The organism is Kitasatospora sp. NPDC005856 (genome assembly GCF_040629945.1).
Classification (GTDB): Bacteria; Actinomycetota; Actinomycetes; order Streptomycetales; family Streptomycetaceae; genus Kitasatospora.
Map to the genome: position 1 here is coordinate 1 of NZ_JBEXWT010000144.1, position 15,314 is coordinate 15,314.

Below are 15,314 nucleotides of genomic sequence, written 5' to 3' on the forward strand. Positions count from 1 at the left end.
ACGGACGCTTCCTTCGGACCGCCTTCCAGCGGACCCTCCGGGCTTCGTTCTTTCGTGTTTCCAGCTTACCAGACGTTTTCCGCTCCGTTTACCGGCGCTTCATTCATCCGATTTCCCGCTGGGGGGATTTCCTGCGAACTTCGTTCCGAAGCCTATCAAGGCTTTCGGAGTGCTCAGTCCGTGGGATCTGCTTCGTCAGAGGATGTGCATTTCGTGAAATGCACTCGCCTCGATTCGGCGGTGTCGTAGACACTAACGCCCGAGCCCGACCGTTGTCCAGTCGGTCCCAACCGTTCGAACCTACTAGCCCGCCCTCACCACGTCAATGGTTTGGCCGGGACGAGAGGAAGACTAGCAGGTCAGGGGCCTGCTGATCACATCGGCTCAGGCCGCGACCGGCTGGAGGTCCGCCCGATCGGCCGCATCCAGATCACCGAACTCTCCGTCCTCGGCCGCGCTTCGGCCCAGCACCAGGGCGTAGAGGAGGAAGGCGACCTCGGCCAGCACGCCGATGGAGATGCGGGCCCAGGTCGGCAGGCCGGACGGGGTCACGAAGGCCTCCAGGACTCCGGAGACCGCCAGGACCGTCGCCAGGCCGATCGACATTCCGATGATCGCGCGGCCCTGTTCGGCCAGCGCCACCGAGCGGGTGCGCGGCCCGGGGTCGATCACGGTCCAGCCGAGGCGCAGGCCGAGGCCGCCGGCCACGAAGACCGCGGTCAGCTCCAGCAGGCCGTGCGGAATGAGCAGCCCGAGGAAGACGTCGAGGCGCCCGGCGGAGGCCATCAGTCCGACGCCGATGCCGAGGTTGACCACGTTGGTCCACATCACGTAGAGCACCGGAACGCCCAGCGCGATCCCGAACAGCAGGCACTGCACGGCGATCCAGGCGTTGTTCGTCCAGACCTGTGCCGCGAAGGAGCTGGCCGGCCGGTCCGAGTAGTACGTCTCGTACTGGCCGCCGGGGCGGGTCATCTCGTCGAGCTGCTCGGGGGCGATCAGGCTGTTGCGGACCTCGGGGTGGGTCGCCATCCACCAGGCGAGCAGTGCGGTGGCCACCATCGAGACGATCGCCACCGGCACCCACCAGCGGCGCGCGCGGTAGAGCGCGGCCGGGAAGCTCACCGTGTAGTAGCGGGCGACGTCCTGCCAGCCGTTGGTCCGGGCGCCGGTCACCGCGCTGCGGGCGCGGGAGACCAGCCCGGTCAGCCGGCTCACCAGGGCCGGATCGGGCGCTGCGGCCTGGACCTTGGCGAGGTGTCCGGTGGCGCGCTGGTAGAGCGTGACCAGCTCGTCGGCCTCCTCCCCGCTGAGCCGGCGCCGACGGGCGAGGGCGTCCAGCCGGGCCCACTCCCCCTGGTGGGTGGCGACGAAGACGTCCAGGTCCATTTCGGCGGCTCCATGATCGGCGACGGGCGCGGACGTGCGTGCGCGGGTGGGTCCAGACGGGCTGCGGATCCGGACGGGCTGCGGGTCCGGGCGGACACCGGGTCCGGGCGGACACGTGCGGCCCAGCATGCCAGCAGCGGCCGTCGCCCCGGCCGTCGGGATCTCACTTCCCGTGCGCCCACCGGGCCCCGTATGTTTGCGGCTGCGGATCTGACTGCGGAGAGCGGGTCAGGGGGAACCGATCCGGGGTGATGCCCTCCCCCGACACTGCCGCACTCCCAGGGCCGGATCTCCATGGGCGAGCCGCACGGGCTCCAAGAACGTGAACGGACAGGTGTCTTGAGCGACCTGGTGACGGGTGAGGCGGTCGTCCTCGGCCTCCAGACGGCGAAGCTTCCGAGCAGGGCCCTGGCGATCGTGATCGACCTGCTGGTGGAGTTCGCCGCCCTGCTGGTGTTCACACTGCTGCTGAGCCTCGCCCTGATCGGTCTCGACGGCGCGGCGCTGGCCGCCGTGATGATCGGCCTGACGGTGTTCTTCCTGGTGGCCGTGCCCGTGATGGTCGAGACCCTCACCCGCGGCCGTTCGCTCGGCAAGGCCGCGCTCGGCCTGCGGGTGGTCCGCACCGACGGCGGGCCGGTGCGGTTCCGGCACTCGCTGGTGCGCGGGCTGGTCGGCTTCTTCGAGATGATCGTGCTGACCGGCGCCCCGGCCGTGATCACCTCGGTTGTGCACTCGGACGGCAAGCGGCTCGGCGACATCTTCGCCGGGACGGTGGTCGTCCGCGAGCGCACCCCGGGCGCGGGCGGCTTCGCCCCGCTGCCGCCGGTGCACCCGCACCTGCTGCAGTCGATGGGCCACGAGCTGGTCGCGATGGACCTGTCCGCCGTACCGGAGCCGCTCTGGCTGGCCATCCGCCAGCTGCTGGGCCGGGTCGGCCAGTTGGACCCGGCGGTGATGATCCAGATGTCCACCCGGCTCGCCGGGGACCTGTCCGCCAGGATCGGCCACCCGATCCCGTCGGGGCTCCACCCGGCGGCGTACCTGGGCGCGGTGCTCACCGAGCGCCAGCGGCGGGAGTGGATGCGCGCCCAGGAGCAGCTGTGGGCGGCCGGGCCGGTCCCCGCCCAGGTGCCCGCTCCCCGCCCGGCCTCCGGTCCCGTCCCCGTGCCGGCACCGACGGGCGCGGTCGGCGGACGGCCCGTCCGTGTCCTCGGCCTGCCGGCGCAGCAGCCCGCACCCGCCGTCCCGCCGACGCCCGTACGGCCCACCGCCCCGGTCGCCCCCGCCATCCCGGCCCCGGCGGCTCCGTCCCTCGACAAGCCCGTCGCCGGCACCGGCTTCGCCCCGCCCGCCTGAGCCGGGCCGCCCCGGCCGGACGGACCGGCTACTCCTCCTCCGCCCCCACCCGCCAGGCGTTCGGCGGCGACTGCAGTTCCTCCAGCTCGATGCCCTGAGCCGCCAGGACCACGTCCCCCGCCAGGTGCACGACCTGCTGTTCGCCCGTTTCCAGGTCCGCCACCTGGTACCGCTCGACCAGCAGCGGCCCGGAGTCCGTCGCATGGGTGTCGACGCCCTCCAGCAGCCACCCCTGGTCGAGGGTGCGCGGCGCCAGCACCGGCTCGGTGAAGGCCACCAGCCGCACCCGCGCGCTCGCCCCCTCCCGCAGCCTCAGCAGCCGGGCGGTGGCGACCAGGAAGCCCGGCGAGCGGCCGGTGAAGGCGTGCGCCCGGTCGTGGCCCTCCGCCGCGTGCTCGCCGCCGGGGTCGGACGCGTCGGTGCGGACCCAGGCCACCCCGTCCACCGCCCCACCGCGCACCTGCCAGCCGCCGCCCCGCAGCTCCATCCGCAGCGGCCGGGCGCGCGAGTCCAGCGTGAGGTCGGTACTGGCGAGCACCCGGCCGTCCGGCGCGTAGGTCTTGGAGACGTACCGCCACCCGGCCGCCCCGGGCGCGCAGCTGAAGCGCTCCTCCCCGAGCGGGACGTGGTCGTGTGGGTCGTGGAGCGAGTACCGGCCGTTGGGCATGCCGGAAAGCCTACGTGTGCACCGCGCGTGCAACCTTCCGGCCGGTGGCCGCATTAGAGCGGCGGACGACGCGGCTGGGCGTCGCCACCACGACGAGAGGGGGTGCGGATGGCGGAGCGGACGCGCGACACGGAGTTCACCGAGTACCTGGCCTCCAGGAGCGGCTGGCTGCGCAAGGTCGCCTATCTGCTGTGCGGGGACTGGCACCGGGCCGACGACCTGGTGCAGGAGTGCGCGACCAAGCTGTACGTCAACTGGTCACGGGCCGGCCGGGTCGAGAACCTGGACGGCTACGCCCGCAGGGTGCTGGTCAACACCTTCCTCGCCGAGCAGCGTTCGTCCTGGTGGCGGCGGACGACGCGGACCGCGACGCCGACGGAGGTCGCGTCGGTGGCGGCCGACCTCGACGTCCAGCTCGACCTGCGCAGGGCGCTGGCCGCCCTGCCGCCCAGGCAGCGGGCCACCGTGGTGCTCCGGTACTACTGCGACCTCACGGTCGACCAGACCGCCGATGCGATGCGCTGCTCCCCGGGCAACGTGAAGAGCCAGACCTCCCGCGCCCTCGCCACCCTCCGGACGACGCTCGCCCCTCGTCCCGCCACCGCCGAGAGGACGTCATGAGGACGCACGAGCAGCGTGATCTGACCGCCCGGCTGAGCGCCCTCGCCGAGGCCCCGGCGCCGCCCGCCGCACTCGACGCCCCGGCGGCGATCGCCCGCGGGCGGGTCCGGCTGCGCCGCCGCCGACGGGCGCTGATCGGCGCGGTGGCCGGGTCGACCGCCGCCGTCCTGGCCGGTGTGCTGCTGTTGCGCCCGTCCGGCGGACCGCCAGTACCGGCCGTGCCCGCGCCGACCGCCCCGTCCACGCTCGCGCCGTCCCCCACCACCACGCCGACGCCGGTGGCCACCGGCCCGCTGAGCGCCGAGGCCGGCTTCGGCTGGCTGCCGCCGTGGCTGGCCCGGCCGGCCGTCGGCCACGCGAACAGCGACGGCCGGTCCGTCGTCACCGCGGCCACCACGACCGCCGTCGAGAACGCCGTCCCCGCCCTGAGGCTCGAACTGCTGCGCGACACCGGTGCGTCCCTCGCCCCCGGGACCCACACCGTCGCCGCGCCCGCGGTCGCCGGCCGGGAAGCCCACTGGCTGGTCACCGACGCGTCGGGAGCCCCGGTCGGCCTGCGCTGGCTGACCGCCTCCGGCCGCTGGGCCGAGCTGCGCGCCACGGTGTGGACGGGGGCGAAGGTCAAGGACGACCTGCTCCGGGTCGCGGCCGACGTCCGCTTCGGCGACCGGGACGTCCCGTTCCCGGTGCGGCCGACCGGCGTGCCCGCCGACCTCAAGGTGCGCAACGTCGAGGTCCACCGGCCGTCCAAGGACTCCGAGCCCCCGTGGAGCGCCATGCTCTCGTACACCGTCGGCGGGAAGTGGCTGAGCGTCACCGTCCAGCCGGACGGCTTCGGGGTCTTCGCGGACGGCAGGCCGGACGGCGGCACCCCGGTCTGCCGGGTCGAGAAGGGCGTCCAGCTCTGCGTCAACGGCACCGCGACGGGGATCCCGTCGGTGCAGGGGATCGGCGGGCCGGCCGGCCTGCTCACCCGGTTCACCGTGCTCGGCGCGGACGAGGCCTCCTGGAGCACCGGCGGGGGCCTCTGACGCCCCGGAACGCCGACGGCCGGCGCCTCCCGTGGGAGGAGCCGGCCGCCGGACGGTGCACCGATCAGTAGCGGTACTGCTCGGCCTTGTACGGGCCCTCGACCGGGACGCCGATGTAGTCGGCCTGCTCCTGGGTCAGGGTGGTCAGCTTCACGCCCAGCGCGTCGAGGTGCAGGCGGGCGACCTTCTCGTCCAGGTGCTTCGGCAGCACGTAGACGCCGATCGGGTACTGCTCGGTCTTCGTGAACAGCTCGATCTGGGCGATCGTCTGGTTGGCGAAGGAGTTGGACATCACGAAGGACGGGTGGCCGGTCGCGTTGCCCAGGTTCAGCAGGCGGCCCTCGGACAGCATGATGATGGTGTGGCCGTCGGCGAAGCGCCACTCGTGGACCTGCGGCTTGACCTCGGTCTTCACGATGCCGGGCAGCTTCGCCAGGCCCGCGATGTCGATCTCGTTGTCGAAGTGGCCGATGTTGCCGACGATCGCCTGGTGCTTCATCTGCTCCATGTGCGAGGCAAGGATGATGTCCTTGTTGCCCGTGGTGGTGATGAAGATGTCGGCGATCGAGACGACCTCCTCCAGGGTGGTGACCTGGTAGCCGTCCATCGCGGCCTGGAGCGCGCAGATCGGGTCGATCTCGGTGATGATCACGCGGGCGCCCTGGCCGCGCAGCGACTCGGCGCAGCCCTTGCCGACGTCGCCGTAACCGCAGACGACGGCGACCTTGCCGCCGATCAGGACGTCGGTGGCGCGGTTGATGCCGTCGATCAGCGAGTGGCGGCAGCCGTACTTGTTGTCGAACTTCGACTTGGTGACGGCGTCGTTGACGTTGATGGCCGGGAACAGCAGCTTGCCGTCACGGTGCATCTCGTACAGGCGGTGGACACCGGTGGTGGTCTCCTCGGTCACGCCCTTGATCGTGGCGGCGACCTCGGTCCACTTGTTCGGGGTGTCCTTGAGGGTGCGGTTGAGCAGCTCCAGGATGATCCGGAACTCGTCGTTGTCCGCGGTGGACGGGTCCGGCGCGGCGCCGGCCTTCTCGAACTCGACACCCTTGTGGATCAGCAGGGTGGCGTCGCCGCCGTCGTCCAGGATCATGTTCGGGGTCTTGCCGTCGGGCCAGGTCAGGGCCTGCTCGGTGCACCACCAGTACTCGTCCAGGGTCTCGCCCTTCCAGGCGAAGACCGGCACGCCCTGCGGGTTCTCCGGGGTGCCCTCGGGGCCGACGGCGATGGCCGCGGCCGCGTGGTCCTGGGTGGAGAAGATGTTGCAGGAGCACCAGCGGACCTCGGCGCCGAGCGCCGTCAGGGTCTCGATCAGGACGGCGGTCTGCACGGTCATGTGCAGCGAGCCGGTGATCCGGGCGCCGGCCAGCGGCTGCGACTCGGCGTACTCGGCGCGGATCGCCATCAGACCGGGCATCTCGTGCTCGGCCAGCTGGATCTCCTTGCGGCCGAACGGCGCCAGGGAAAGGTCGGCGACCTTGAAGTCACCGGTGATGTCGGTCGACATGCGTCTGCTCCTCGCTGATGGGGTGGGGCCAAAGGTCCGGGCGTGCGTCGCTCGCGCGACCGTACGGGTGCACGGCCACGCCGGGACCGCCGGGTCCGTCGTGGACCGGCCTCCCGTTGCGCAGCACAAACCGTCGGAGGACCTCTCTCCCTCGACCGGCGCACACCCTACGGGTGCGGACCGCCGATCGACCGCCATCAGCAGCGACGTTCTGGCTCTGGTGACGAATCTACACCGACGGCCCTGTCGGCCGTCCGCCGATGACCGATTTCGGCCTCCGGTCAGACCGGCTCCGCGGCCGGACCCCGGGGGCCACGGCCGCGGGGCCGGGAGGCGTCAGTGCGCGCCGGTCGGGCCCGGGCCGCCGGGCGTGGCGGCCGGGTCGTCGCCCGCCGCGGCCTTCTCGGCGCTGTACACGTCGGGCTCCAGGTAGATCGCCCGGGCGATCGGGACGGCCGCGCGGACCCGCTCCTCGGCCGCGTCGATCGCCTCCGCCACCCGGGCGGCGCTGTCCTCGGCGTTGACGGCGATCTTGGCGGCGACCAGCAGCTCCTCCGGGCCGAGGTGCAGGGTGCGCATGTGGATCACCCCGGTGACGATCTCGCCGTCCACCAGCGCCTCCCGGATCCGGCCCACCGACTCCTTGCTCGCCGACTCACCGAGCAGCAGCGACTTGGTCTCCAGGGCGAGCACCACGGCGATCACCACCAGCAGGACGCCGATGCACAGGGTGCCGACGCCGTCCCAGACGCCGTCCCCGGTGATCACGGTGAGCCCGACGCCGAACAGCGCGAGCACCAGACCGATCAGCGCGCCGGTGTCCTCCAGCAGCACCACCGGCAGTTCCGGCGCCTTGGCGGTGCGGATGAACTGCACCCAGCCCTGCCTGCCCTTGGCCTTGGAGGACTCCCGCATCGCGGTGAGGAAGGACCAGCCCTCCATCGCGATGGCGAAGACCAGCACGCCGACCGCCCAGCCCCAGGCGTCCAGCGTCTCCGGGTGGCTGATCTTGTGCCAGCCCTCGTAGATCGCGAACAGGCCACCGACGCTGAACAGCACGATGGCCACCAGGAAGCCGTACACGTAGCGCTCGCGGCCGTACCCGAAGGGGTGCTCCTCGTCGGCCTCCCGGCGCGCCCGCTTGCCGCCGACCAGGAGCAGCACCTGGTTGCCGGAGTCGGCCACCGAGTGCACGCCCTCGGCCAGCATCGAGGAGGAGCCGGTGAAGCCGAAGGCGATGAACTTGCCCGCCGCGATCGCCAGGTTCGCGGACAGGGCCGCGATCAGTGCCTTGGTGCCGCCCTCGGTACTCATGCGACCGCCTCGCCACGCTCGGCGGGCGCTTCGCACAACACGCGCCTTCTGATGATGAGCTCCCTGCGCTCGCTCATGCCTGCAAAGTCCTCACGGTTCGATCAGCTCGTCGAGCGCTTACCGTACCGGCCGGGAGGTTCCACCCGGCCGACCCGCTCAGGACTGCGCCGCGGCGAGCCCCAGGTAGACGGCGGCGAAGTCGGTCAGCGCGACCAGGTCGGCCAGCGCGTGCAGCGCGTCCGGCCGGGCGCTCGCGTACTCGGTCAGCCGGACGTCGTGCGCGGCGGCCAGCCGGTGCGCCCGCGCCACGCCGAAGCTGCGCGGCCCCGCGTCCTCCTCCGGCACCTCGGCCGGTCCGTCCTGCTCGCCCTCGGCCGCCGGGCCGGCCGCGCCCGGGGCGTGCCGCAGCAGCAGGACCTGCAGGTGCAGCGGGTCCGGCTCCTCGACCCGGTCGCGGAAGAAGTCGTCCGGGTCGGCGCCCGCCCCCAGCTGCCCGGTGAACATGCCGCGGTGGGCGGTGAGCACCTGCGGCAGCGGACCGGCCAGCGCCGGGCGCCCGGCCCGGTCGGCCAGCTGGGCGGCGAAGCGGGAGGCGGCCGCCCCGGCGATCGGGCCCTCGGCCCACAGCAGCGGGACGGTCCCGGCCAGCCGGGCGGCCAGGCCCTTCGCCGGGTTGGTGTACGCGGCGGCGTCCGGGCGGCAGCGCACCGCGGTGGCGTCCAGCAGGTCGGCGACGGCCGGCAGCGCGTCGTACGGCAGCTGGGTGAGGCCGATCTTCTGGGCCAGTGCCAGCAGCGGGGTGAGGTGGGACCAGAGCGCCGCCGGGTCCTCGGCCGGCAGGTCCGGCTCGGCGGCCGCCACCGGCGCGGGCTCCTCGGACAGCACCGAGGTCACGAAGGGCAGCGGCAGCGCGCGCACCTGCAGCGCGGCCTCGGCCAGCGCGCTGCCGGCCGGGGCGGTGACGACGATCGCGCAGCCGCGCGCGTACGCCTGCTCGGCGAGGGCGACCAGGCCCCGCTCACCGCCGTCGGCGGAGCTGATCACCAGCAGGTCCAGCGGGCCGGCCCAGCCGGGCAGCTGCCAGCCGAGCCCGGCGGTGAAGGCGGGCGGGGCGCCGGCCCGGTCGGCGCGCGGGGCGGCCGCCTCGGTCGGCGGCAGCGCAACGACCAGCGAGGCCGTGCCGGCCAGCGCGGACAGCATCTCGGCGGCGGTCAGCGCGCTGCCGTGCCCGGCGACCAGGACGGACCGCGGCCGACCGTCCGGCCGCAGCCGGTCGAGACCGGCCGCCTCGGCCTGCCGCAGCGCGGTGCGGACCCGCGCGCCCGCGCCGGCCAGGGCCAGCAGGGCGCGGTCGTGGTCGGCGCGCCGAAGGGCGGCCGGATCGTCGAGCAGGGTGTCGTCGAGCATGCGGCGAACCTCCGGCTGCGGTCCTCTGGGCGCGCGCTGCGCGCCGGGCGGTCGGGGCGGGGCGGTCGGGGCGGCTCGCGCCCCGGGGAACGCCCCCAGCATCAGGCCGGGCGGCGGGCCTCGTCCACCAGGAGGACCGGAATGCCGTCGCGGACCGGGTACGCGAGGCCGCAGTCCGCGCCGGTGCAGACCAGCTCGGGCTGCTCCTCGGTGCCGCCCTCGACGAGCGCGGCCCGGCACTGCGGGCAGACCAGGATCTCCAGCAGGAAGGATTCGAGCTTCATGGGGCTCTCCAAAGTTCGGGGGTGGCACGAAGGTGCCCCGGCCGATAGGAAACCCTACCGGCCGGGGCACCGAGGCCCGTGATCAGGCTCGTGGCTCAGCCGCGGACGACGGCGAGCACGCCGTCGCGCAGCTCGGCCATCTTCGCCGGGTCCTTGGCCTCGACGTTCAGGCGCAGCAGCGGCTCGGTGTTGGAGGCGCGCAGGTTGAACCACCAGTCCGGGCCGGCCACGGTCAGGCCGTCCAGCTCGTCCACCGTGGTGTCCTCCCCGCCGGCGTAGGCGGCGCGGACGGCGGCGGTGCTGGCGGACTGGTCGGCCACGGTGCTGTTGATCTCGCCGGAGGCGGCGTAGCGGTCGTACTCGGCGGTGAGCGCGGACAGCGTGCCCGGCTGCCCGCCGAGCGCGGCCAGCACGTGCAGGGCGGCCAGCATGCCGGTGTCGGCGCGCCAGAAGTCGCGGAAGTAGTAGTGCGCGGAGTGCTCGCCGCCGAAGACGGCGTCGGTCTCGGCCATCTCCTGCTTGATGAAGGAGTGGCCGACCCGGGTGCGCACCGGCTTGGCGCCGAGCTCGCGGACCACCTCGGGGACGGTCCAGGAGGTGATCAGGTTGTGGATGACCGTCGGCTCGGCCTCGCCGGCGGCGCGGGCGCGGGCGATCTCGCGGGCGGCGACCAGGGCGGTGATCGCCGACGGGGAGACCGGCTCGCCGCGCTCGTCCACGACGAAGCAGCGGTCGGCGTCGCCGTCGAAGGCCAGGCCCAGGTCGGCGCCGACCTCGCGGACCCTGGCCTGGAGGTCGACCAGGTTCTTCGGGTCGAGCGGGTTGGCCTCGTGGTTCGGGAAGGTGCCGTCCAGCTCGAAGTACATCGGGACGAGCTCGATCGGCAGGCCGTCGAAGACAGTCGGCACGGTGTGGCCGCCCATGCCGTTGCCGGCGTCCACCGCGACCTTGAGCGGGCGGATCCCGGTGAGGTCGACCAGGCCCAGCAGGTGGTCGGCGTAGCCGCGCAGGGTGTCCTGGGCGGACAGCCCGCCCGGCTTCACGTCCCTGGCCGGGACGGTGACGGTGTCGTCCTCGGCCGTCCAGGACTCGACCAGCTCGCGGATCTCGGACAGGCCGGTGTCCTGGCCGACCGGGGCGGCGCCGGCCCGGCACAGCTTGATGCCGTTGTACTGGGCCGGGTTGTGGCTGGCGGTGAACATCGCGCCGGGCAGGTCCAGCTTGCCGCTGGCGTAGTACAGCTGGTCGGTGGAGCACAGCCCGATCTGCACCACGTCGGCGCCGTAGGCCGCGGCGCCCTCGGCGAAGGCCAGGCTCAGCGACGGGGAGGAGGGCCGCATGTCGTGCCCGACCACGATCGCGGTCGCGCCGGTGACCTGCACGAACGCGGCACCGAAGGCCCGGGACAGGCTCTCGTCCCACTGGTCCGGGACGACGCCTCGGACGTCGTACGCCTTCACGAGCTGCTTGAGGTCGCGCACTGCGGCTCCACCCTGGTCTTAGGACTGATCACGAAACGTCGGGTCCGCGCGCGTCGGACGACGGGCGCGGTGACGGTAGACGGGCAGCGTACCCGGGCCGGACGAATGCCCCGTGCCGGGTGAGGGCTCAGTTGTCGGGCGAGCGCAGGACCCGGAGGTGGCCGCGGCGGCCGCCCTCGGTGGACTCGCCCTCGGGGCCGCGGCCCTGACGGGAGGTCTGCGGGCGGGCGGCCTCGCGCACGGCGTTGGCCAGCGCCTCCAGGTCGTCGCTGCTGCGACGCAGCGGCCCGGCCTCGGCGGCGAGCCGGACGACCTCCCAGCCGCGCGGGGCGGTGAGGCGCTCGGCGTGCTCGGCGCACAGGTCGTAGCAGTGCGGCTCGGCGTAGGTGGCGAGCGGGCCGAGGACGGCGGTGGAGTCCGCGTAGACGTACGTCAGCGTCGCGACGGCCGGCCGGCCGCACGCGGTCCGCGAACAACGACGTACAGAGCTCACGAGGGTGGACGGTACCGCACTCCTCGCCGGGGAGCGAAGACCGCCTGCCCGGAAGGGGTGCCGTGTCGCACCGCGGGCGCCGGGCCGCGCATCCGACGCCCCGCGCGATTCCCCGTCGGAGTGGTCCACTTCCGACCGTCCAAGGACTACCCTCGGCAGTGATATGGACAGCTCCGCACCGCAGTCATCGACAGGCCCGGCGCGCCGCCCCCGGCACCGCGACCGGCACGGGCGGGGCCTGCGCGGCCCGCTGGCGCCGCCCCAGGTGCCGATCTCGCTCACCCGCTCCGAACTGTTCGACGACTACGTGCGCGAGTCGGTGGAGCGCCTCGAACGGCGGTGGCCGCAGTTGATCGAGGTGGAGTTCGCCGTCCAGGAGGTGCCGCTGCACGAGCCGGACGGCGCCGACGTCGAGGACGGCGTGCCGCTGGGGCGGGTGTCGCCGGGCCAGCAGGGGCGCAAGAGCCAGATCGTGGTGTACCGGCGGCCGGTGGAGATCCGGGCGAAGACCCGCGAGGACCGCGCGGCGCTGGTGCACGAGATCCTGATCGAGCAGGTCGCCGAGCTGCTGGGGCTGTCCCCGGACGCCATCGACCCGCGCTACGACGAGGACTGAACCCGACGGGGCGGCACCAGGGGTGCCGCCCCGTCGGCCGCTCAGCGCAGGACGACGCCCGGGTCCTGGCCGGCCTGCGGGACCTTGACGGTGCTGCGGTCGTCCCGCAGCGCCTGGACGGTGAACATCGGCACGTCCTTGGCCGGCAGGGACAGCATCCGGGCGGCCATCACCGGGCCGCCGGAGACGGTCTCCACGGTGAGCGCGAAGACGCCGTTCAGCCCGGCGGGCTCGGGGGCCGGGAGGGCGACCGTGCCGCCGGCCGGGATCTGGACCTCCTTGGTGGCCGGGGTGCCGCCGCCGCTGCCGGCCGAGGCGGTGACCCGGACGGTGGCGGCCTCGCCGCCGGAGGTCAGGTAGAGCGTGGAGGCGCCGGCCCGGTTGTCGGCGACGGTGGCGCGGGCACCGACCGGACTGCTGCCGGTGAGCCAGGCCGCGTCGGACTTGCCGTTGGCCGCCGCCCGGTCGATCCGCAGGCCGGCCACGATCGGGGTGCGGTGCTTGTCGTCGCTGGGCGACAGCCGCAGCCCGGCGACCTCGTCGCGGGTGACCTTGCCGAGGTCGACGGCGGCCACCATGCCCGCCTTGACGTGGATGGACTCGTTGCCGGCCGGGCTGAACCAGCCGTTCTTGCCGGACAGCTGGATCTTGAGGTCGGCGTCGTCCTCCGGCGGCGCCCAGACCACCAGGCGGGCGGAGGAGGTGTCGGCGGGCAGGCCGGGCAGCACCTGGACGGGGGCCGGGTCGGCCGAGGCCGGGATCCAGTCCGCGCCCTTGCCGCCGTCGGCGGCGTGCAGCGCGGCGCCGACCCGTCCGGAGCGCACCACCACGTGCACCGCGAGGTCGGCGACCGCGCCCTTGCTGATGGTCGGCAGCAGGACGGACTGGGAGCTGCCGGGCGAGACGGTGATCCCGTTGGCCGCGTCGTTGTCGATCAGGCCCTTGTCGCCGTACAGCTTGATGTCGACCACCGCGGCGGAGGACTCGGTGTTGACCAGGCTGACGTAGTCGACCCGGTCGCCGGCGGTGCTGGCCCCGGCGAACCAGAAGCCGGTCCCGGCCGGGGTGCAGGTGAGGCCGGACAGGCCGATGCCGCGCTGCTCGGTGACCACGGTGGTCTGGGTGACGGTGAAGCCGGGGGCGAGGGCGCCGGTGGCGACCGCCCCGCTGCCGGGCGCGGCGTCGCCGTTGGCGGCCGGACCGGTGCCCGGGGTTCCGGGCTTGGACAGCGTCAGCCGGGCGTCGGCGGGTGCCGCGTTCTTGTCCTGGGCCGGAGCGGCGGGGGCGCCCGAGCCGGTCGGGGCCGGGGCGGCCGGGGTCGCCGGGGCGGTGGGGGCGGCGCTCGGCTGGGCGGCGGGCGCGGCCGCGTCCGAGAGCCACCCGGACCCGCCGGTGGCGGAGCCCGTCCCGGGCGGGGTGTAGGCGGTGAGCGTGGTGGAGCCGGTCAGGCCCTGGAGCGGCTGCGGGCAGACCGCCGAGGTCCGCTCGACCTGCGCGGTGGTCGGGGCGGTTCCGGTGCCCGCCCCGACCGGGGCGGCCGGCGGACGCACCTCGGCGATCCCGAACACCGCCGCGAGCACCACGGCCGCGGCGAGCAGGGACGGGGTGGTCCTGGCCGCGCCGCCGGCCCCGGCCCCGGCGGCGAACCGGCCGCGGGCGGGGCGGGCGGCCGGGGCGGACCCGGACGGCTCCGCCGCGACGGCGGGCCCGGCCGGCTCGACGGGCTCGACGGGCTCGCCGGCGCCGGACTTCTTCCTGAATGCGGGCTTCTTCATCGCGGGTCAGCTCCCCGATCCGTGCTGGTGCGGGTACCGGCCGGGGCCGTTGGGGTCGTTCGGGTCGTAGTAGGGCTCGCCCTGCTGCTGGCCCGGCAGCCAGGGCTGCTGCTCCGGCTGCTGCTGGTGGCCGTCGTACCCGTGGGCGTCGTAGCCGTACGGCTGCTGCTGTCCGGGCTGGTACGGCTGCTCGTAGTCCTGCGGCCGGCCGCCGTCGTACCCGTGGGTCTCGTAGCCGTTCGCGTCGTAGCCCTGGCCGCCGTACGGCGCGGCGACCGGCTGCTGGGCCGCGTACTGGTCGTAGCTGTACGGATCGGCCTGCTGGTAGGCCTGGTACGGATCGGTGTACTGCTCGGCGTCCTGGATGGCGGCGGCCGCCTGGACGGCTCCGGTCACCGGCTCGCCGGTGGGCTGCGCCGGGATCGCGCCCGGCCGGTCGTACACCCCGGACTCCTCCGCACCGCCCTCGGCGCCGTCGGCGCCCTCGCCGCCCTCTCCGCGCTCGGCCATCCGGCGGGCCCGGCGGCTGCCGGGGGTGGGGGCCTGAGCCTGGGCGGCGGCGGCCAGCGCGGCGGCGGCGACCGCCTCCTCGGGCAGGTCGTCGTCCTTGTGGCTGCGGCGGCCGGGCAGGGCCAGCACCAGGATGGTGAGGCCGAGCAGCACCTGGGCCCAGATCCAGCCGGTGTGGGCGGCGCCGCCCTCCCGGGTGACGGTCAGCTTGCCGCCGGCGGCCGGGAGCTTGAAGCCCTGCGCCCAGCCGTCGACCGTGGTGGGCTCCAGCGCGGTGCCGTCCACGGTGGCCTTCCACTCCGGGGCGGCGGACTCGGCGAGCCGCAGCACCCGGCCGTCCGGGCCGGCCGGGACGGTGGCGGACAGGTCGCGGGCCCCGGACGGGACGACCACCGGGTCGGCCCCCGGGGCGGTGATCACCGCGCGGACCGCGGGGGTGCCGTTGACCTGCCAGAGCGCGGCGGCGCCGTCCTGGTTGGCCTTGACCAGGCCGGGGGTGGTGTCCAGGACGTCCTTGAAGACGTCGATCACCGGCTGCTGGACCAGCACGTAGGCGATGCCGTAGCCGGCCAGGGCGCTCGCCTGGTCGGCACCGGAGCCGGCCAGCAGGCTGCCGACCATCTTGTTCAGGCCGTCCTGGGTGCCGGTCGCCGGGTCGACGGTGGACTCGGCCTGGCCGAGCGTCAGACCGGCGCCGCGCAGCACGGTGTAGCGGACCGCGCCGCCGTTCTTCTCCCCGGTGACGACCAGGGTGCGGGTCGTGATCCGGCCGAAGTCCAGGGCCACCGTGGTGGTGGTCTTGCCGGGGTGACCGGTGAGGTCGTCGACGCCCGCGCTGGCCGCGGTCATCGTCT

General features: G+C 74.2%; 13 protein-coding genes and 1 pseudogene. 4 read left to right on the forward strand and 10 right to left on the reverse strand.

The window, feature by feature from the left end; all coding sequences use genetic code 11:
• Positions 1-384: 384 nt before the first annotated feature.
• Positions 385-1,389, reverse strand: a complete 1,005-nt coding sequence (locus ABZ449_RS40005; protein WP_360356507.1) for a stage II sporulation protein M — start codon at positions 1,387-1,389, stop codon at positions 385-387.
• A 339-nt stretch (positions 1,390-1,728) separates the two neighbouring features.
• Here ABZ449_RS40005 and ABZ449_RS40010 point away from each other — a divergent pair, with 339 nt between their 5' ends.
• Positions 1,729-2,748, forward strand: coding sequence for an RDD family protein (locus ABZ449_RS40010; RefSeq protein WP_360356509.1), 1,020 nt, complete (start codon positions 1,729-1,731; stop codon positions 2,746-2,748).
• Positions 2,749-2,776: 28 nt separating this feature from the next.
• On the opposite strand, the gene ABZ449_RS40015 is transcribed toward ABZ449_RS40010, so the two are convergent.
• Positions 2,777-3,415: a hypothetical protein gene (locus ABZ449_RS40015; protein ID WP_360356511.1), complete on the reverse strand. Its 639-nt coding sequence runs from the start codon at positions 3,413-3,415 to the stop codon at positions 2,777-2,779.
• A gap of 108 nt (positions 3,416-3,523) precedes the next feature.
• Here ABZ449_RS40015 and ABZ449_RS40020 point away from each other — a divergent pair, with 108 nt between their 5' ends.
• The gene (locus ABZ449_RS40020; protein WP_360356513.1) at positions 3,524-4,036 is read left to right on the forward strand and encodes a SigE family RNA polymerase sigma factor; all 513 of its coding nucleotides are present in this window, start codon (positions 3,524-3,526) and stop codon (positions 4,034-4,036) included.
• Positions 4,033-5,067 carry a hypothetical protein gene (locus ABZ449_RS40025; RefSeq protein ID WP_360356520.1) on the forward strand — a complete coding sequence of 345 codons (1,035 nt, stop codon included), beginning with the start codon at positions 4,033-4,035 and terminating at the stop codon, positions 5,065-5,067. The genes ABZ449_RS40020 and ABZ449_RS40025 overlap by 4 nt, the downstream gene beginning before the upstream one ends.
• 64 nt (positions 5,068-5,131) lie before the next feature.
• Here ABZ449_RS40025 and ahcY read toward each other — a convergent pair whose 3' ends face one another.
• The 6 genes from ahcY to ABZ449_RS40055 all read right to left on the reverse strand — a co-directional run bounded on the left by ahcY (position 5,132) and on the right by ABZ449_RS40055 (position 11,559).
• On the reverse strand, positions 5,132-6,580 hold the full coding sequence (ahcY, locus tag ABZ449_RS40030; RefSeq protein WP_360356523.1) for an adenosylhomocysteinase: 1,449 nt from the start codon (positions 6,578-6,580) through the stop codon (positions 5,132-5,134).
• A 336-nt stretch (positions 6,581-6,916) separates the two neighbouring features.
• On the reverse strand, positions 6,917-7,894 hold the full coding sequence (locus tag ABZ449_RS40035; protein ID WP_360356525.1) for a cation diffusion facilitator family transporter: 978 nt from the start codon (positions 7,892-7,894) through the stop codon (positions 6,917-6,919).
• A 156-nt stretch (positions 7,895-8,050) separates the two neighbouring features.
• Positions 8,051-9,301 carry an SIS domain-containing protein gene (locus ABZ449_RS40040; protein ID WP_360356528.1) on the reverse strand — a complete coding sequence of 417 codons (1,251 nt, stop codon included), beginning with the start codon at positions 9,299-9,301 and terminating at the stop codon, positions 8,051-8,053.
• A gap of 101 nt (positions 9,302-9,402) precedes the next feature.
• Positions 9,403-9,585, reverse strand: coding sequence for a Trm112 family protein (locus ABZ449_RS40045; protein WP_030061300.1), 183 nt, complete (start codon positions 9,583-9,585; stop codon positions 9,403-9,405).
• Positions 9,586-9,680: 95 nt separating this feature from the next.
• Positions 9,681-11,066 carry a phosphomannomutase/phosphoglucomutase gene (locus ABZ449_RS40050; RefSeq protein ID WP_360356531.1) on the reverse strand — a complete coding sequence of 462 codons (1,386 nt, stop codon included), beginning with the start codon at positions 11,064-11,066 and terminating at the stop codon, positions 9,681-9,683.
• 127 nt (positions 11,067-11,193) lie between these two features.
• Complete coding sequence (locus ABZ449_RS40055) at positions 11,194-11,559, reverse strand: DUF3499 domain-containing protein (RefSeq protein WP_360356534.1); 366 nt, start codon at positions 11,557-11,559, stop codon at positions 11,194-11,196.
• A gap of 163 nt (positions 11,560-11,722) precedes the next feature.
• Between ABZ449_RS40055 and ABZ449_RS40060 the strand changes: the two genes are divergently transcribed.
• Entirely contained in the window at positions 11,723-12,175 is a 453-nt protein-coding gene (locus tag ABZ449_RS40060; protein WP_360356537.1) for a metallopeptidase family protein, read from the forward strand.
• A gap of 41 nt (positions 12,176-12,216) precedes the next feature.
• Here the strand turns inward: ABZ449_RS40060 and ABZ449_RS40065 are convergent, their stop codons facing one another.
• Both ABZ449_RS40065 and ABZ449_RS40070 read right to left on the reverse strand, forming a co-directional pair.
• Positions 12,217-13,950 carry a DUF5719 family protein gene (locus tag ABZ449_RS40065; RefSeq protein ID WP_360356540.1) on the reverse strand — a complete coding sequence of 578 codons (1,734 nt, stop codon included), beginning with the start codon at positions 13,948-13,950 and terminating at the stop codon, positions 12,217-12,219.
• Between the two features lie 6 nt (positions 13,951-13,956).
• A pseudogene (locus tag ABZ449_RS40070) lies at positions 13,957-15,314 on the reverse strand (family 2 glycosyl transferase); the annotation flags it as partial.